Source organism: Marinoscillum sp. HNIBRBA16962, assembly GCF_057801515.1.
Genome location: NZ_CM173603.1, coordinates 4,977,881 through 4,994,039, shown reverse-complemented (window position 1 = coordinate 4,994,039; position 16,159 = coordinate 4,977,881). Strand labels below are relative to the sequence as shown.

Below are 16,159 nucleotides of genomic sequence, written 5' to 3'. Positions count from 1 at the left end.
ACTGGGATCCATTTTAGATTAAGATAACTTCAGTGGGTTTTCATTATCAGACCATTTTGACTCTTTGGCCGGAGTAAATAAGCATCAATGATGTAACAAGCCAAAGAATAGCTGTTTTAAGGGTATAATGGAGCTCTTTGACCCCTGATTGACCCCTTTTCTGCTCAAACTTCAGGTACTTTTTCAAATTATAGGCAATGGCGGCCATGATAAACTGTTTGTTGGCGTTAAGGATACCCTTGGTGTAGACCTTTCGCATGCCCATAAATTGGGTTAGTACACCGAAAACAGGCTCGACAGTGGCATGCCTCTTTTTCTTGTAGTATTTCCCTTTCTTACTGTTGACCCTGGCAATAGCCCGTTGGTATTCTTCCCTGTGGTAAATCACGCTAAATCGTTTTTGGGTAAGTTTTCCCAGGCATTCGTCCTTAAATAGACAATCTCTGCAGTCTGCTGTGCGTGTGGCATAGAACTTTTTCAAGGTACCATTCTCTTCTTTTATTTTCCTAAATCGAGCTGTTTTCTTGTTAGGACATAGGTAATAGTCTCCTTCCTTGTCATAAATGAATCCATCCGGCCCACCTTTGAAAGTGCCATGAGGCGGAATGTATGCATTGAGGTCCCTGGACTCCATATCAGCGTAGTTCTCACCACTGCTGTAGCCTGCATCAGCCAGTATATTTTCTACCTTCAAGCCTTGCTTCTTTAACCTTCTGACAAGTGGATCAACAATCCCTACGAGGCTCCTGCTGTCGTGTTTGTCAGCAAAATCAGCTTCTATGCCAGTGATAACATGATGAGAGGTATCCACGGCAACTTGCGCATGGTAATTGAGCTTTCGAGCTTTACCTGGCTTTACTGATATCCTTGCATCGGGATCACTGGGACTATAATGGGTGTGATTGGAAGTATATTTGGAACTTTTACTTTTAGCACCTGGTCGGGTTTCCTGCTTGCTACTCCAATTTTTCGTTCGGCTATCCAGTGCCTTGAGCTCCTTTTCAGTGGCTTGTAAAGTTTGTTGCTCTTTACTTGCTTTATTCTCCTTGAGTTTCTTCTTATCTGCCTGGTTCATAGCCCTGACCTTTCTAAGATGATCTTCCAGCTCTTCTTCCGGCACTTTCAATTCAAGGCTCTCCATACTCGCATTGGCCTTTATTGGGGCAGAATCAATGGCTTGGGATTTACCTGACACCATCCCTTTGCTTACACACATGGCCAATACGCGTTCAAACAACTCAGTGAAGACTGCATCGGGGATCAAACCCCTGGTGCGGCTGATGGTCGAATGCCAGGGCAGCTCATCATCGATATCATGGTCGATGAAATAGAGCAAATCCAGTCGCATGGATACGTGTTGTATGAGTTGCCTGTCCGAGATGATATTCTCCAGATATCCGATCAGGCATAACCTGAAGAAAACTGAAGGGTCTATGCTTTTCTGCCCACAGTCTCCATAGAGAGGTTTGGTTTCTCTGTAGACAAAATCCAGGTCAAGCACGGACTTGAGCCTTCGATAGAAGTTGTGCTCAGGGATACGGTCAGCCAGGTTAAAGGAGCTGAAAAGCTTGGGTGCGTATTGTTTATGGCCTTGCATATATAAATATAGCACATAGCTCAATAAATAACAGAATGTTTCATTTTTTAATTATCTTGAGTTGTGCAACAGGCACAAACACTAAAAATGAATATGCGAACTGAGCACTTTGATAAGCAAATGCGAACAAGAAACTTCAGTGCTACTAGCAACTGGGGCGCATACTCATTTTAGTTAGACGTTGTAGGTAATTTGGGAGATTTGGAGCTGAAATTGACCCTTTAAAATATACCAATCTCATCTTTTCCAAATTGATTTCAGAGACTAACGTCAAATTGAACTGCTAGAATATGATAAAAATACACCCGAAAAAGCACTTTTGTAACTACCTGATAATCAACACTTAATTTGACGTTAGTCAGAATTATGCGAACTCTATTTATATTGTTTTTCACTATCACTTATGCCTCCAGCTTCGGACAACAAATGATTTTGGATTCATTGAACCTGAACTCAGGCGAATACAAATTTTACTTTGTTGAAAAACGGGGTGTTGAGGAAGAAGTTGAGCCAATATCTCCAGTTGAACGAGGTCTGCGCAAACTCCCATTTCAATTTGAAATAGATTCAACTAGAAGCTTTCTTGTATCCAACCAGCAAGAACTTCTGAATTTGAGGTTTAATTGGCTCGGTATTGAAACTAACGAAATGTTATTATGTTGGTATGATTACTTTGTTTACGTGGTGAAAGACAACCAGATAGAACATGAATTACGAGTCAATCTCGAATGTGGACAGGTAGTTTCAGATTTTGGCATTTTTAATTTTGAAGGGAATCCATTTGAACAATTACTTAACAGGATTCCTCTTTGGGTTATGTCATCAAAGCATGAAACGATTGAAGGAGGAAGAAAATTTATTGCCTCTTTGAACCCGAAAATAATACTTACTGAAAGGGATGAATGGCTTGAATTTGATGGTCACTTTTGGGTTGATCGGGAAATTAATAATGGGTCAATTGATGAGTTTGAACGTCTAGTCCACGAAACTTATAAGAACAGAAGATATAAACTTAAATTGAGCGGTGGTGGACCTGGGTCTTTCACCTTTACGGTATATTCCGATTCAACTTTCTACAGAAACTTTGAATTTGAAAAGAAGGGTAAATGGTATTACGAAAAACCTAATTGGATAACATACTTTTCGGAAGACTCGGAACTGATAAAACAATTGATAGAATAGACTACCCACAACAGGCACAGGCACTATCATCCATAAGCTTACTTAGTTATTTGCAAAGGCTAGTGGGAAACGATACTTTTATAGATATTTGAATGCTTAATTTTATATTGTTCAGTATACTTATGCACAAGCAAATTATTTTACTAGCCCTGTTATGCATTGGCTTTATATCCCTGAAAGCCCAATTTTTAATCCATCCGAATGCTTGAGGCCTTTTCCTGCTAAGCCGAGATGGCATTATCTTTGATGTTTATTTTTATTATGAAAAATTGAGATTTATTTAATTTATGAAAAAGATCACCCTCCGGCTCACTGCCTTTTTTATTTGTGCATTTGCTTGCTTTTTTTTGATCTCCTGCAATAATGATGGACCGGAAGATATCACCACCCCTCCAAATTTTGAAATCGTTTCTTCTGAAACTTTTGAAGTGCTGGAGACCTATGAAAACGGATGGATCAAAGAGGCTGTCCAATATAACCTGGACAAGCAACCGATACTGGAATTTTCTTATTATCCAAATGGCCACCTGAAAAGCTACCAGCTGTACAACCTCCATCTGTCGTCAGATCCGAGCCTTTATCTGGAGCATGAGCGAAGTGATGCAGATCTCCCGCTACGTTCAAAATACTATGATCTGGAAGGCAACCTGTATGCTGATCTGGCGTACGAAAACGGCTTACTTTCCTCAAAAGTTACCCACTACAAAACCACACAAACGATTTTTACATATGAAAACGGTATCATCCAAAGCATAACAAAAACAGACAGCGACACTGGTCAGGAAACGCTTATTACTTATGATTACCTGAATGGCAAGCGGACGCTTCAGGTGGAAGCTCCAGGTGCAGAAAGCTACACAATGGAAACATCTCTGGAATCAGCGCCAGGTAGTGGGTTTGACGTCACCAACGACTTACCACTTCTCAACCTGATGGAAGGCAACAATGACTTTGTCGAGCACTCTGTTCACACTTCTTTCTCCACATCTCTGACTGGTAAAACTTCGGTAGATATCCAGGATCTTTGCTTTGCTCCGATTGAGTATCGTTCTACTGCTTATTTCGAAGAGGAGCTGGTAAGTAAGTTTGGATACAAGTCAGAGCTCACGAAAATCAAAGGCCTTATAAACAGTGACTTCAATCGCGGCATCATGGAGCAGTATCCATTTGTGGAAGGGGTAGCCTATATTTCCAAATTTTATACAGTGCAGAAACAGCATACACTTAAAGCAAATCTCGAAGATATTATTGCCAAAACCGAAGCGCTCAAAGCACAGTACGCTGGAGACTTTGAGTTGCTGTATGGCACCGGGTACTTCGGAACGTATTTTACAGGAAAAAACCTGCTATTAGTTGCGACCATCCGCAACCTGCCCTCTGACCTGACCTTAAGAAGCCAGATAACGGATATAGCCGGAAAGTATGCCGAAGGCTTGCTGACAGGCACAGAGACAGTGACTGCTGCGGAAAGCGAGTTGCTGTCGCATGTCTTTTTCCAGCTAAAAGCGCACTCCAATGTCCTGGGTGTGGCTGGACAGGTTATCAACAGTTATGAAGACTATCAGCAAATAGTGGAGCAGGTGGATGCAGCAGACCCGGCCGTGATAACGCTGGTACTGAGTCGCCATTTTTAAAAGTTTACATCCCACTGCCAGTAGCCAAGTCATAGATGGATGCGACTTTAGTTATCATTGAAGACCCCACGGGTATTAATTCATGCATACAGGTGACAACACCGACATGAAGCATGGAAAGATGTAAAAGCGGAAAAAGATGTAGTTGGATTTGATGGCCTTAAATGTCCGGGAGCTGATACACAGAAACAGAAACCCTCCGCTGTATTGATTTTTACCCACCACACATTTTCTAGAGTGAGAATTTTGCAACTCTTATCACTAATTGTGTAATACAACTAATCAACAATATCTATACTTTGCTCAAGCTCAGAAAGTCATTCAGCAAATTTTGGCTTAGCCATTCCGAGCTATAAAATTGAACCGAAATTATGCAATAGATTCCTATTGCATAGGAATGGCAGCCACAGTTCATTTTAGCCAATGGGGTGAAACGTTCAGTTGATAAAGTCATGACAAAGAAAATACTATTGACGGTTTTGCTATTAATCATAGCAAGTCTGGCTGTGTTTTTTAGTTGGCGATTTGTAGGCTATAGCCAAGATAAGAGCCCTCATAAAACATTTTTGCTTCCCCGTGTTGAGCTTTCCATTGTAGAAATAACATCACTTACTGCAGAGAAAACAGAAATGACAGTAAATGTGCATTTAAAAAATCACCTGCCTTTCTCATTCACTGCAGATAGTCTACAATACCGTGTTTTCATCAATGACGTAGAAGTAATTAAGAATCATCACAAAAAGACCATTACACTGGAGAGCAATGACACCAGTTGGATTTCACTTCCGCTAACCATTCAAAACCATCACCTTAAGTCAGTCCTAAAAGCCAGTGAGCAAAAGGACCTTGATTCGGTTGAATATAGATTACACGTAATCTTCTTCACAGATATTGTTTTTAGAAAGAAATTTGACATGGACATCAAACGACTTCTTCCGTTGTATCATCTCCCCGAACTTACTTCGAAACATATTCAGGTTGATTCCCTTAACTTCTCGAGAGCGGCTATCCTTCTTTATGTTTCTATAAAAAATCAAAACGTTTTTTCAATCAAAGCAGAGAACATTGCTTATAAGTTTGCAATTGAGGACAATGAATGGATAGAAGGAATAATACCCGGTGCAACCGAAATTAAAGAGCAAAGCGTCACTGAACTCCAAATACCCATAAGCCTATCTTTCAAAGAGGTAAGTAGAACACTATTCGATTTGCTAAAGAATGGCAAGAATGTAAAATATAAGCTTGATCTCAGGTTTAGGATTGACTCTGAAAACCATTCTGTGATGAACAGTAAAGTGATTCTTAATAGTTCGGGATCACTAAAATCTTTAATGAAAACAGTGAAAGAATAGCGAAACGATTGTGAGAGAATTCTAAAAAAACAGTTAAACAAAATAAATGTTCAACCAAAATTTTAAAAACTATTAAATATGAAAAGATCACTAATTACTTCAATGCTTATAGCTACTGCTATATTCCTGTTTACGGCATGCGAGACCAAACAACCCGTAGATCAATTGCTGAAAAATGAGTCGCAGCGTTCCGAAATCATCTCCTCATTCATCAATCACCAACCATATAGAATGGAGATGATGAATGCCATGATGCAAAATGACAGTTGCCGGAGATTGATGGGGCAAAAAATGATGGAAAAGCCCGAAATGATGGGTATGATGATGAGCAACCCTAAAAAAATGAAGGGTACAATGGACCATATGGTCAATATGGCGGCTAATGATACCGTAATGTTTAATGACATGATCCAAATGATGAAAGAAAAACCGGAAATGTGGAACAAGGTCATGAAAATGAAAACCTCTACAACTAAAACCAACTAACATCATGCACGATAGCGCCTGGAATTGGGGAATGGGAATGGGCTGGGGAATGTGGATTATTCCAATCCTTATTATAATAGTAATCCTCTATTTTGTGAGATTTAGAAGAAGATGAACGGTAAGACCGATGTTGTCATTGCAACTGATCCAGTCAATTAAGTATAATGCAACCAAAAAAAGCGATCGTCTAAAAGACGACCGCTTTCAACCAACAAAGCAACAACCTATCGCTTATTTTATCCTAAAATTCTTTGTCCTTAAGTGCGGTTAAGGTCACAGGCCCTAAGAGTCCGGAAGGTTTTGGCTCCCAGCCGGAGGCATCAAACAAGCCCCTTGTCCGGTTCTCTGCCAGGCGTGCCGGGAAATTGACATTGTAAAATTTCTTCCAGAAAACACCTTGTTTATCCAGATAGGCGATGCGATTGGCCATCAGGTTGGAAACGCGGATCTCTAGCGTGTTTTCCTCCTGTAGCAACAGTTCCGTCTGATCTATAAAAATCCGGTAATTCGGACCTGTCAGTGTACCGATCCATCTGTCGTTGAGATATACAGTGGCACTCTGCTCTACCTCTCCGAGGTTCAGGTACCAGCCGTCAGCGTTTTCTTCGGGACTGCTGAACGAAGCGGTATAGGAAGCCGTACCCGAAAAAACTTTCACTTTATCTCCACCAAAATTGGTCCAGGAGGTGAGGGAATCTACCACCAGACTGTCCGGAAGCTCTGGTCCGCCTTTGACAAATTGCACCTTCCATGGTCCTTCCAGATTGATGGGCTCATCCAGGGGTTGGTAGTACTTGTAAGGCGTTCCTGTTACTTCATTCGTAGAAGTCAAAAGAATGACTGACTCACCGGCTAACAGTTGAAGATAAACCTCAGTAACCCCCTGACCGGATTTTGTTTTACCAGCTCCTTTCTCTCCCGTCATCGGGTCATAGACCGCAATGGATTTTGCCTCAACGGAAACGGGGACAAACTGATCGATGGCTTCCGTTCCCCGGTTTACAATGAAGTAATAGTTTCCATCATCGTGTTTCCTTCGGACAAATTCCAAATCCAGGTCTGTCATAGGTTCTCGTCTCAGGGCTCCCAGGTCTGTAGCGGCAGGGTCTATAATTTTCAAGGTTTCCTGAGCGGAAAGCTCGTTGATCTCGTTCTTAAAGGCGACTTTACGGTTTTCCAGATCAAACAGACCAGGAGGGCTTTTTGGTAAGCTGTTCATCACCATCACCGGGACACCTTGACTGGCCAGTTCGTTAATCCGTTGTAATGTTTTTAGAGGCATGTACTCCGTAGAAGGAATGATCACCGCTGAGTAGGTCAATCCCCCGGACTGCACACCTGGGTCATTGGATTGTACCTCCTGAAGTTGGTTATCCGAAATAAAATCAAAGGAATAGCCTTTGGTTTTTAACCAGGTTGCTGTTTTATAGGCATTAGAGGCTTCAAATTCACCGCGTCCCAGGTCAAAATGCACAATGCTTTCGCCTTCCGAAGCATACAGATCGTACATTGGAAGGTACACTAAAAGGTCGTTAGCAGATTCTCCGGCCTGCATGAAAGACTGGACCCGAGCCACATATTGATTCAAAGCGGCAAAATCATCCCACCACGAATTCCGGTCATTGGCATGAATAGCCGCGTAAAACAGCCGTCCGGGCCACTCTTCATCTTCAGGACTGTAGGTCGTTCCATGATAAAGGACATGATTGATCCCACCCAGCAAGTACCACTCAAGGTTAACTTTCACGTCCGCCAGTGTAGAGAGAAAATGCTCATTGAGCCAGGTCGCTGATTCGGAGGAAGCCAGGTTTTTCCCGGTAACGTGTGCAGCGGAGGAGGCTAATTTTATCGAAACAGCATCGGTGCCTTCCGTTTCCGGAATATCACTGGCTCCATAGAGGTCAAGGATATTCCCCGGGGAGCCATGAGCCTGATTTCGTATGATCGCATCGTTGGATTTTGCCCATTTTCTCCATTCTATGGTAAACCGCTCCAGGATCAGGTCTCCGATCGTTTCCCGATAGTCACTAAGTACCCTTTTAGTGGTTTCTTCATCTGCTTTTCCAAATAAGGCCGGAAGGTATTCTTTCAGGTCGTAGCCTCGTCGGTTCTTGAATTCCTCCAATAGCTGAGGCGTCCAATCGGCGTTACCACGAGCGTCATCCACCTCGTAGGAGTCATTAAAGAAAGCCCTCAGGTAAGAAATATCCTGGCCTGAAAATGCACTATCAAATCTGCTGAGATAGGTCCGGATCGCTTCCTGGGAAAAATGATCAATGGTGTTGCCTTCACCACCGGGAGCTGCTCGCTCCACCATTTTGCCATGCCAGCCCTGGAAAACAGCGTACAAAGTCCAGTCACCGGCAGGAGCTGTCCAGTCCAGCTGACCGTTTTCGGATACTTTATCAGTCAGGTCTATTTTTTCACCTTCATTGGAATAAGCAACAAGCGCCTGAAGAGGCAGGGGCTTTTCAAACCTTACCTGGTCGAGCGCAAGTGCCTGGAGATTGTCATTGGCTGAAATAGGTTCTTTGATGTCATTGATATTTAGTCGATCCACTTTTTCCAGCAGTTCAGGTTCTTTCAGCGATCCGGTTATTTTCTCTCCGGGTACTCTATAGATGCCATAGAGCTGATAAACCATATTGGTCACCGATCGCAACATAGGCTCCTGAGTGTATGAAATGGGCTCAGCCAATGTCTCGCCTTCTTTTAGATGGTAGGTTTTGTAACGAACTGTTTTTGGGGCGTCATCCTGTCCGATCCATGGACCACCAAAAGGCCATCCGGTACCTGTAGCCATATCCACACCCAGTCCCAGCCGTTTGGCTTCACTGAGCGTATGAGTGAACATTTCCATCCACTGGGGTGATAAATAATCAATGAATGCTTCTTCTTTTCCGATCACTCCGAAAATGGGAGTGAGCTCAACGCCTCCGATGCCCGCTTCTTTAAGGGATTCCAGGTCGCGGCTGATGCCAGCTTTTGTCACCGCATTTCCATGCCACCACCAGCGGGTCCAGGGTTTGGTTTCTTGCGATATTTCAGGCCACTCAGGGATTTGTTTTGTAGTTTGTTGTTGGCAGCTCATGTGAATCGCCAACGTAAACAGGAGCAGGATCAGGTGGTTTTTCATTCTTCAGTCAAATGAGATATTAACATGGGTTTAACCAATAAGGTCTGGCTAATTTGCTCCAAAAAGCTCAAGATACCGTCATGAAGTGTCTTGGTTGTTCGAGGGACACCTTGCCCACATCCTGTTTTAGGTTAGTCAATGCAAGCATCTTTAATAAAGTAATTGGAGGCCCAGTATGGGCCGCATATCTCTGGAAGCGGGGTTTCAAATCTCACGATTTTTAGTTAGACAATTTTTATCCGTAAGCATTCCCCCTTAACAAAGGGGGATTAAAGGGGGTTGTTAATTCTACTTTGTCAAGTTTTAATTAAGCAGCAAAAGGGGTATGGGTTTGATCAATTTCATATAACCCCCATCAGCCCCCTTTGAAAAGGGGGAATATTTGTATCAAACCCATACCCCACAATGATCATTCGTCATAACTTGACAAAGTCTTCCACAATTACCGTCATCTCCTTAGGGCCGTGAGCCCCGATAACGAGTGACTGCTCTATATCAGCTGTTTTGGATGGACCGGCAATAAACACCCCAAAACCGGCTTCAGGACGAATCCTTTCATATGCCTGGTGCATGTTGCCGATCAGATCTTCTTTTTTGACAATGATCACCAGATGCAAGGTAATAAATGGAAGCACTCGTTCCTGGATCATGGAATCATCCACCCAAATGGCGCCATTCTCCGCTACACCGATTTTGCCAGGTGCAATGAAAACCTCCGTTTGAGCCAATAGCTTTCTTTCCGGCAGCTCTTCGTTATCACCGGAAATGGTCTTTTTACCGGCTGATAGTTTTTGGAGGAACTGATCCGTATCCGTTGTTTGGACTACAGTTACATGATTGGCTTCAAGTGATTCGGTAAATTGTTTCAATAGATCCTCTGCAATATCAAAATCAGGGATGTTGGGCAAAGTGCCCGAAGCAGGTTTGACCTGTTTGATTCTCTCCAGGATGTTTGATCTGCTGCTCATGATCGGTTCTTTTTATACCATTCACTAAAACTTTCCTTTGGAGCTTCAGGCAGCTCTCTGTTCTTTCCCCAGGCATTGAGGCCATTGTAAATAAAGAAGCGAGGCAAAGTTCGTAGCGATCTTCTGGCGATCTTGCCCCATCGTTTGAGCTTTTTAGGATTGGCCAAAATACTACCGGCCATTTTCATGGACATCCGTTTGAAAAAGCCGTCTTCTTTTTGATCAGCAACCACCTGCCGCCATTCGTAAAGCTGCTCGTGGATGTTGATCTTGACGGGACATACATCGCTGCACGAGCCGCACAGCGTGGAGGCAAAGGGCAAAGACTTATGTTTTTTCAGGTCCAGGCCTGGTGAAAGAATGGAGCCGATAGGTCCGGGCACAGTAGAACCATAGCTATATCCGCCGCTCCGTCGGTAGATCGGACAGGTATTCATGCAGGCTCCACATCGGATGCATTTCAGGCTGTTTTTGAATTTTTCCCTACTGAGTTGCTCAGTGCGTCCGTTGTCCACTAACACAACGTGCATTTCCTGACCTGGACGGGGCTTGAAAAAGTGCGAGGTATAGTTAGTGATGGGCTGACCGGTGGCGCTTCTGGCGAGCAGCCGGGTAAATACCCCAAGATGTTCCCATTTGGGAATGATCTTTTCGATACCCATGCAAGCAATGTGAACAGGGGCGAGGTGAACGCCCATATCGGCATTTCCCTCATTGGTGCATACCACAAAACCGCCGGAATCGGCAATCCCGAAATTCACCCCGGTGATTGCAATGTCCGCCTGTAAGAAGCGCTCCCTCAGATGAATTCGTGCAGCTTCTGTAAGATATTGCGGATCATTATTTCCCTCTTCGGTTCCCAGGTGCTCATGAAAAAGTGTAGAGATCTCCTGCTTTTTCATGTGAATGGCCGGCAGTACGATGTGGCTGGGCGGCTGTTTGGCAAACTGGACAATCCGCTCGCCCAGGTCAGTATCCACCACCTCAAAGCCATTTTTACTGAGGTGATCATTGAGGTGGCACTCCTCGGTCAGGATCGACTTGCTTTTGACGATGTTTCTGGCTTTGTGCCGCTCAATGATCTCACTTACTATTTGGTTATGCTCAGTTGCATCTTGTGCCCAGTGTACATGGATTCCATTGGCTTTGGCTTTGGTTTCAAACGCTATGAGGTAATCATCCAGGTTCGCCAGCACATGGTCTTTGATGTCTGAGGCAAGCTGTCTTAGCTGTTCCCATTCCGGGATGCCTTTGGAGGAGCGATCCCTTTTTTCACGAACCCACGAAAGCGTTTCATTGTGCCAGTCGGTCTTGGCCTCATCTTTCAGGAAAACGGCTGCATTTTCGGCGTGGCTCATAGTTGATTTCCATTTAGGATTTCAGCAATGTGCATAACTCTGGTCTTGCTTTTATTTCGTCTTAAGATACCCTCCAGGTGCATCAGGCAGGACATATCGTTTCCGGTGATCACCTCTGCTCCATGCGTTTCATGGTCCCGGATGCGGTCTTTTCCCATCTTGACCGAAAGGGCTTCTTCTAAAACGGCAAATGTGCCGCCAAACCCACAGCATTCGTCAGCATGATCCAGGTCTACCAGCTTCAAACCTTTCACTTTACTGAGGAGGGAAGTGGTTTTGTTAAAAGAAGGAATGTTGAGTTCTGACTGGCTGGCCAGGTGAAGTCCGCGCAGCCCGTGGCAGGAGGCATGCAGGCCTACCATGTGGTCAAATGAAGCATCAACATGCTCTATCTTTAATATATCATGAAGAAATTCCACCAGCTCATAGGTTTTGGAGCGGATGGATTTAACCTTTTTAGCATCAGAAACATGGAGGTGTTCTTTTATGTGTAAAGTGCAGCTTCCGGACGGGCACACGATATAATCATACCCGATAAATGTCTCCGTAAAATGCTCCATAATATCTTTTGTGCCAGCTTCATAGCCTGAATTGGCTAATGGCTGTCCGCAGCAGGTTTGGTCGGTTGGGTAATCAACCTCACAGCCGTACTTCTCTAAAAGCTCAAGGGAAGCAATGCCCACTTTCGGATAAAATTGATCTATGTAACATGGAATAAAAAGTCCTACTTTCATCGTTGCTTTCTGATGTATTTTATACCCTAAACCATGGATTTTAACGGCAAGGTAACCCATTTTGGTTAGTCAGGCAACAGGTGGCTACAGGACGGATCTTTCTGAAAAAATGGGTTTATTTCAAAAGTAAATAGTAAAATCAATAAACCTGACAAACACGATTGAACCTATGAAGATAAAGCGAAATTTTTTGCTCCTGGGGGCTCTTCCACTGCTTTTTTTTAGTTGTGAAAATGAACCGACAGAGTTGCCGGCGAAATCTGAGACCCTGGAGACTATGCGATTGACCAATCAGTATTTCATGGACAAATGGCCGGACACCGGGGCTCCGATAGTGGGTCGTAAAACCTGGCCAAGTCATATATGGACCAGAGGGGTTTATTATGAAGGCCTGATGGCTTTATATGCCATTGATCGGCAAGAGGAGTATTATGATTATGCTGTTTCGTGGGGGAATGCTCATGACTGGAGCTTTAGGGATGGCATTACTACACGCAATGCTGATAATCAGTGCGCCGGACAAACTTACATTGATCTCTATGAGATTGATCCACAGCCTCAGCGAATAGACAGCGTAAAAGCATCCATTGACAGTATGCTGGCAACCAGTAAGGTAGATGACTGGGACTGGATCGATGCGATACAGATGGCCATGCCGGTTTTTTCCCGCTTAGGAAGGATCTATGATGACACTGCATATTTTGAAAGGATGTATGCCATGTACAACCATACCAAAAATATAGAAGGGGAAAATGGGTTATTTAACCCTGAAGACGGTCTTTGGTGGCGTGATGCCGACTATGATCCACCCTACACGGAACCAAACGGTGAGGATTGCTACTGGTCCAGAGGCAATGGCTGGGTAGTGGCTGCCCTGGTCAGAGTGTTGCAGGATATTCCTCAGGATGAACCACACCGTGATGAGTATATCGCTGATCTGAAAACGATGCTTGCTGCTTTGATAAAAATACAACGCGAAGATGGATTCTGGAATGCCAGCCTGCATGATCCGGATAACTATGGCGGACCCGAGACAACAGGTACTTCACTTTTTGTCTACGGTATGGCCTGGGGGTTGAATAACGATCTCCTGGATTCAGCTACTTATCACCCGGTAGTGACTAAAGCCTGGAATGCATTGCTGGATGATGCAGTGCATCCGAACGGATTTTTAGGATATGTACAAAGCACCGGGAAGGAGCCATCTACCGGTCAGCCGGTGACTTATGATAAAGTGCCTGATTTTGAGGACTATGGACTGGGATGCTTTCTGCTGGCAGGAAGTGAGGTCTATAACCTGAGTGAAGGTGCAATTTCTACAAAAATGGATTAGTCCATCATTTTTCTTCATAATCGGAGAGCCTCACAAACACAGTGGGGTTCTCTTTTCTAAAAAAATGCTCGAAGATGAAATTCAATTATACCCGAATGCTTACAGTGGCTTTACTTATAGTTACATGTCTTTTCGCATGTAATCAAAAACCAGAAGCGCCAGGAGAATCGGATATTCCTGTGCTAAAAACCGGAAGTCGGCAACCCATGCCAGACGCATGGATCGATGAGGATACCGGCCATAAGATCATTCGACTTACGCGGAGAGAAAAAGGTGGCAGAAGCTTTTACTTTCATAACAATCCGTTTGTGAAAGGGGAAAACGGGGCGGATCTGATGGTCTTTTACGGTGAAGCTGAAGAAGGATCTCGCCAACTTTTTTCAGTTGATCTTTCCACTTTTGAAATAGAACAACTCACTGATCATCCATCAGGTTTTCGGGGTGAAATTGTTGCTGAAAAGAGTAAAAAGGTCTTTTATCAAAGCAGTGACAGTGTCTTTGCTACCGACATCCTCACTAAAGAAACCGAACTGGTCTACGTTTTTCCTGAAGACTTTAAGGCTGGGATCACTACGATCAATTCAGATGAGACTTTACTGGCAGGCAGCTATGCCGATCCTGTTAAGGATTCCATCTATAGAGCAAACCCCAAAAAAGGAGATTATTTCACTTTGATCTATGAGGCAAAGATCCCGCATACACTATTCACAGTTAATATTGAGACAGGTGAGTTGAAGAAACTTTACAGCGAAAAAGCCTGGCTCAATCATGTTCAGTTTTCACCTACCGATCCTGACCTGCTGATGTATGACCATGAAGGACCCTGGCATCTGGTGGACCGGATCTGGACGATCAATGTAAAAACCGGGGGAAATCAGCTGATGCATGAGCGTACGGTGCACCGTGAGATTGCCGGGCATGAGTTTTTCAGCCGGGATGGGGAAACGATCTGGTATGACCTCCAAAAGCCAAGAGGGGAGACCTTCTACCTGGCGGGAGTGGATGTGGAAACCCTGGAGAAAACCATTTATGCGATGGATCGAAATGAATGGTCCATTCATTTCAATATTTCACCGGATCAAAAGCGCTTTGCTGGTGATGGAGGCGACTCTACTCAGGTGGCGCATGCTCCTGATGGTAGATGGATCTACCTGTTTACCCCCGATGGTGACTCGCTGAAGTCAGAAAAGCTGGTGAATATGGAGAAGCATGGATATCGCCCACTTGAGCCGAATGTTCACTTTTCGCCGGATGGCAAGTGGATCATTTTCCGCTCGGACCTGGATGGTACGGTGCACAGCTATGCCGCGGAGATTGAGGGGTCATGAGTTCTTTGCTATAAAAAACTGCCATATCGCAATGCAATGAAGATATCTTTCTTGACTTAAAGAGAGCTTTTAAATATTTCAGTTCACTGTTGACATTTAGAAGGATTTCTCCTCACGTCGAAATGACAGTTTTTTATTAGTCAGATAGTAAAATCACTCCAGCCCCCTCAACCAATCGATCAACCGCTCCGGCCAGGTAGCAAGCCTGCCGCGACCGATGGCCAAACCATAGCCATGACCACCATACGGATAGATGTGCATTTCCACGGGAATGTCCTGGTCTTTTATAGCCTGGTAAAGTCTCAGGCTGTTTTCTACGGGGACAGCTCCATCATCGGAGGAGTGTATGATAAAGGTTGGAGGTGTGTTAGGTTTCACCTGGAGTTCATTGGAGTACAGAGTGATCATTTCCTGGGAAGGGTCTTCCCCGATCAGGTTCGTTCGCGAGCCCATGTGAGTGATTTCCTTATCCATAGAGACCACCGGGTAGATCAAAGCCATAAAATCAGGCCGGGACGCTTCATCAAAATGAGTGCCGAGAGTGGATGCCAGGTGACCACCGGCTGAGAAGCCCATTACCCCTATTTTATCAGGATCGATGTTCCACTTTTCCGCATTCGCCCGTATGACTTTCATAGCTTGCTGAGCATCCATCAAAGCGGATTTATGCGGTTCGATGTTGCTTTTTGCTCCGGGCAGGCGATACTTTAAAACGATTCCCGCTATACCTTTTCCATTGAGCATTTTAGCTACATCTGTACCTTCTTTGTCATATGCTAAGATCCAATACCCTCCTCCCGGGCAGATCAGTACCGCCTGCTTTGTGGCATGACTTTTACTTGGAAGGTATACTTCAATTGTAGGATTTTGTACATCTGAGATACGGACCACATCTGAGGAGTCGCTTTTTTCTGTTTCCCCAACATTCTTATAGTTGGGTACTCCATCTGGCCAAAGGGGCACTAAATAATCCTGAGCACTTGTGGATAGAAAAATAAGGAAAGCACAGAGGCTAAAAAGTAATCGCATAATAGTATCTGGTTTTTTGGAC

Annotated in this window: 12 protein-coding genes; 6 read left to right on the top strand and 6 right to left on the bottom strand. The window is 44.1% G+C overall.

The features are described from left to right. Positions 1-46: 46 nt before the first annotated feature. Complete coding sequence (locus AC3E9V_RS20785) at positions 47-1,597, bottom strand: IS1182 family transposase (RefSeq protein ID WP_488750091.1); 1,551 nt, start codon at positions 1,595-1,597, stop codon at positions 47-49. 432 nt (positions 1,598-2,029) lie between these two features. Here AC3E9V_RS20785 and AC3E9V_RS20780 point away from each other — a divergent pair, with 432 nt between their 5' ends. From AC3E9V_RS20780 to AC3E9V_RS20765, 4 genes are all read left to right on the top strand, one after another. After that, positions 2,030-2,779 carry a hypothetical protein gene (locus AC3E9V_RS20780; RefSeq protein ID WP_488750090.1) on the top strand — a complete coding sequence of 250 codons (750 nt, stop codon included), beginning with the start codon at positions 2,030-2,032 and terminating at the stop codon, positions 2,777-2,779. A gap of 287 nt (positions 2,780-3,066) precedes the next feature. After that, complete coding sequence (locus tag AC3E9V_RS20775; RefSeq protein WP_488750089.1) at positions 3,067-4,413, top strand: hypothetical protein; 1,347 nt, start codon at positions 3,067-3,069, stop codon at positions 4,411-4,413. 452 nt (positions 4,414-4,865) lie between these two features. Beyond that, entirely contained in the window at positions 4,866-5,765 is a 900-nt protein-coding gene (locus tag AC3E9V_RS20770) for an LEA type 2 family protein (RefSeq protein ID WP_488750088.1), read from the top strand. A gap of 78 nt (positions 5,766-5,843) precedes the next feature. Beyond that, positions 5,844-6,251: a hypothetical protein gene (locus AC3E9V_RS20765; protein ID WP_488750087.1), complete on the top strand. Its 408-nt coding sequence runs from the start codon at positions 5,844-5,846 to the stop codon at positions 6,249-6,251. Positions 6,252-6,492: 241 nt separating this feature from the next. Here AC3E9V_RS20765 and AC3E9V_RS20760 read toward each other — a convergent pair whose 3' ends face one another. The 4 genes from AC3E9V_RS20760 to AC3E9V_RS20745 form a co-directional block, all read right to left on the bottom strand. Beyond that, a complete protein-coding gene (locus AC3E9V_RS20760) occupies positions 6,493-9,387 on the bottom strand; it encodes a glycosyl hydrolase (RefSeq protein ID WP_488750086.1) in 2,895 nt (964 codons plus the stop codon). Positions 9,388-9,803: 416 nt separating this feature from the next. Beyond that, entirely contained in the window at positions 9,804-10,355 is a 552-nt protein-coding gene (locus AC3E9V_RS20755) for a LutC/YkgG family protein (protein ID WP_488750085.1), read from the bottom strand. Then, positions 10,352-11,713: a lactate utilization protein B gene (locus AC3E9V_RS20750; RefSeq protein ID WP_488750084.1), complete on the bottom strand. Its 1,362-nt coding sequence runs from the start codon at positions 11,711-11,713 to the stop codon at positions 10,352-10,354. Before AC3E9V_RS20750 ends, AC3E9V_RS20755 begins: the two co-directional genes overlap by 4 nt. Then, positions 11,710-12,447: a (Fe-S)-binding protein gene (locus AC3E9V_RS20745; protein WP_488753675.1), complete on the bottom strand. Its 738-nt coding sequence runs from the start codon at positions 12,445-12,447 to the stop codon at positions 11,710-11,712. The genes AC3E9V_RS20750 and AC3E9V_RS20745 overlap by 4 nt, the downstream gene beginning before the upstream one ends. 169 nt (positions 12,448-12,616) lie before the next feature. On the opposite strand from AC3E9V_RS20745, the gene AC3E9V_RS20740 reads away from it, so the two are divergent. Beyond that, positions 12,617-13,780 (top strand): glycoside hydrolase family 88/105 protein, encoded by a 1,164-nt coding sequence (locus AC3E9V_RS20740; protein ID WP_488750083.1) that lies wholly within the window; start codon positions 12,617-12,619, stop codon positions 13,778-13,780. 74 nt (positions 13,781-13,854) lie between these two features. Then, positions 13,855-15,108 (top strand): oligogalacturonate lyase family protein, encoded by a 1,254-nt coding sequence (locus tag AC3E9V_RS20735; protein WP_488750082.1) that lies wholly within the window; start codon positions 13,855-13,857, stop codon positions 15,106-15,108. 153 nt (positions 15,109-15,261) lie between these two features. On the opposite strand, the gene AC3E9V_RS20730 is transcribed toward AC3E9V_RS20735, so the two are convergent. Next, entirely contained in the window at positions 15,262-16,137 is an 876-nt protein-coding gene (locus AC3E9V_RS20730) for an alpha/beta hydrolase (protein ID WP_488750081.1), read from the bottom strand. Positions 16,138-16,159: the final 22 nt, after the last annotated feature.

What these genes read in the sequence shown, in the direction of transcription:
- AC3E9V_RS20785 (WP_488750091.1), bottom strand. Translation starts at nt 1,597, where the DNA reads ATGCAAGGCCATAAACAATACGCACCCAAGCTTTTCAGCTCCTTTAAC.
- AC3E9V_RS20775 (WP_488750089.1), top strand. Translation starts at nt 3,067, where the DNA reads ATGAAAAAGATCACCCTCCGGCTCACTGCCTTTTTTATTTGTGCATTT.
- AC3E9V_RS20770 (WP_488750088.1), top strand. Translation starts at nt 4,866, where the DNA reads ATGACAAAGAAAATACTATTGACGGTTTTGCTATTAATCATAGCAAGT.
- AC3E9V_RS20765 (WP_488750087.1), top strand. Translation starts at nt 5,844, where the DNA reads ATGAAAAGATCACTAATTACTTCAATGCTTATAGCTACTGCTATATTC.
- AC3E9V_RS20760 (WP_488750086.1), bottom strand. Translation starts at nt 9,387, where the DNA reads ATGAAAAACCACCTGATCCTGCTCCTGTTTACGTTGGCGATTCACATG.
- AC3E9V_RS20755 (WP_488750085.1), bottom strand. Translation starts at nt 10,355, where the DNA reads ATGAGCAGCAGATCAAACATCCTGGAGAGAATCAAACAGGTCAAACCT.
- AC3E9V_RS20750 (WP_488750084.1), bottom strand. Translation starts at nt 11,713, where the DNA reads ATGAGCCACGCCGAAAATGCAGCCGTTTTCCTGAAAGATGAGGCCAAG.
- AC3E9V_RS20745 (WP_488753675.1), bottom strand. Translation starts at nt 12,447, where the DNA reads ATGAAAGTAGGACTTTTTATTCCATGTTACATAGATCAATTTTATCCG.
- AC3E9V_RS20740 (WP_488750083.1), top strand. Translation starts at nt 12,617, where the DNA reads ATGAAGATAAAGCGAAATTTTTTGCTCCTGGGGGCTCTTCCACTGCTT.
- AC3E9V_RS20735 (WP_488750082.1), top strand. Translation starts at nt 13,855, where the DNA reads ATGAAATTCAATTATACCCGAATGCTTACAGTGGCTTTACTTATAGTT.
- AC3E9V_RS20730 (WP_488750081.1), bottom strand. Translation starts at nt 16,137, where the DNA reads ATGCGATTACTTTTTAGCCTCTGTGCTTTCCTTATTTTTCTATCCACA.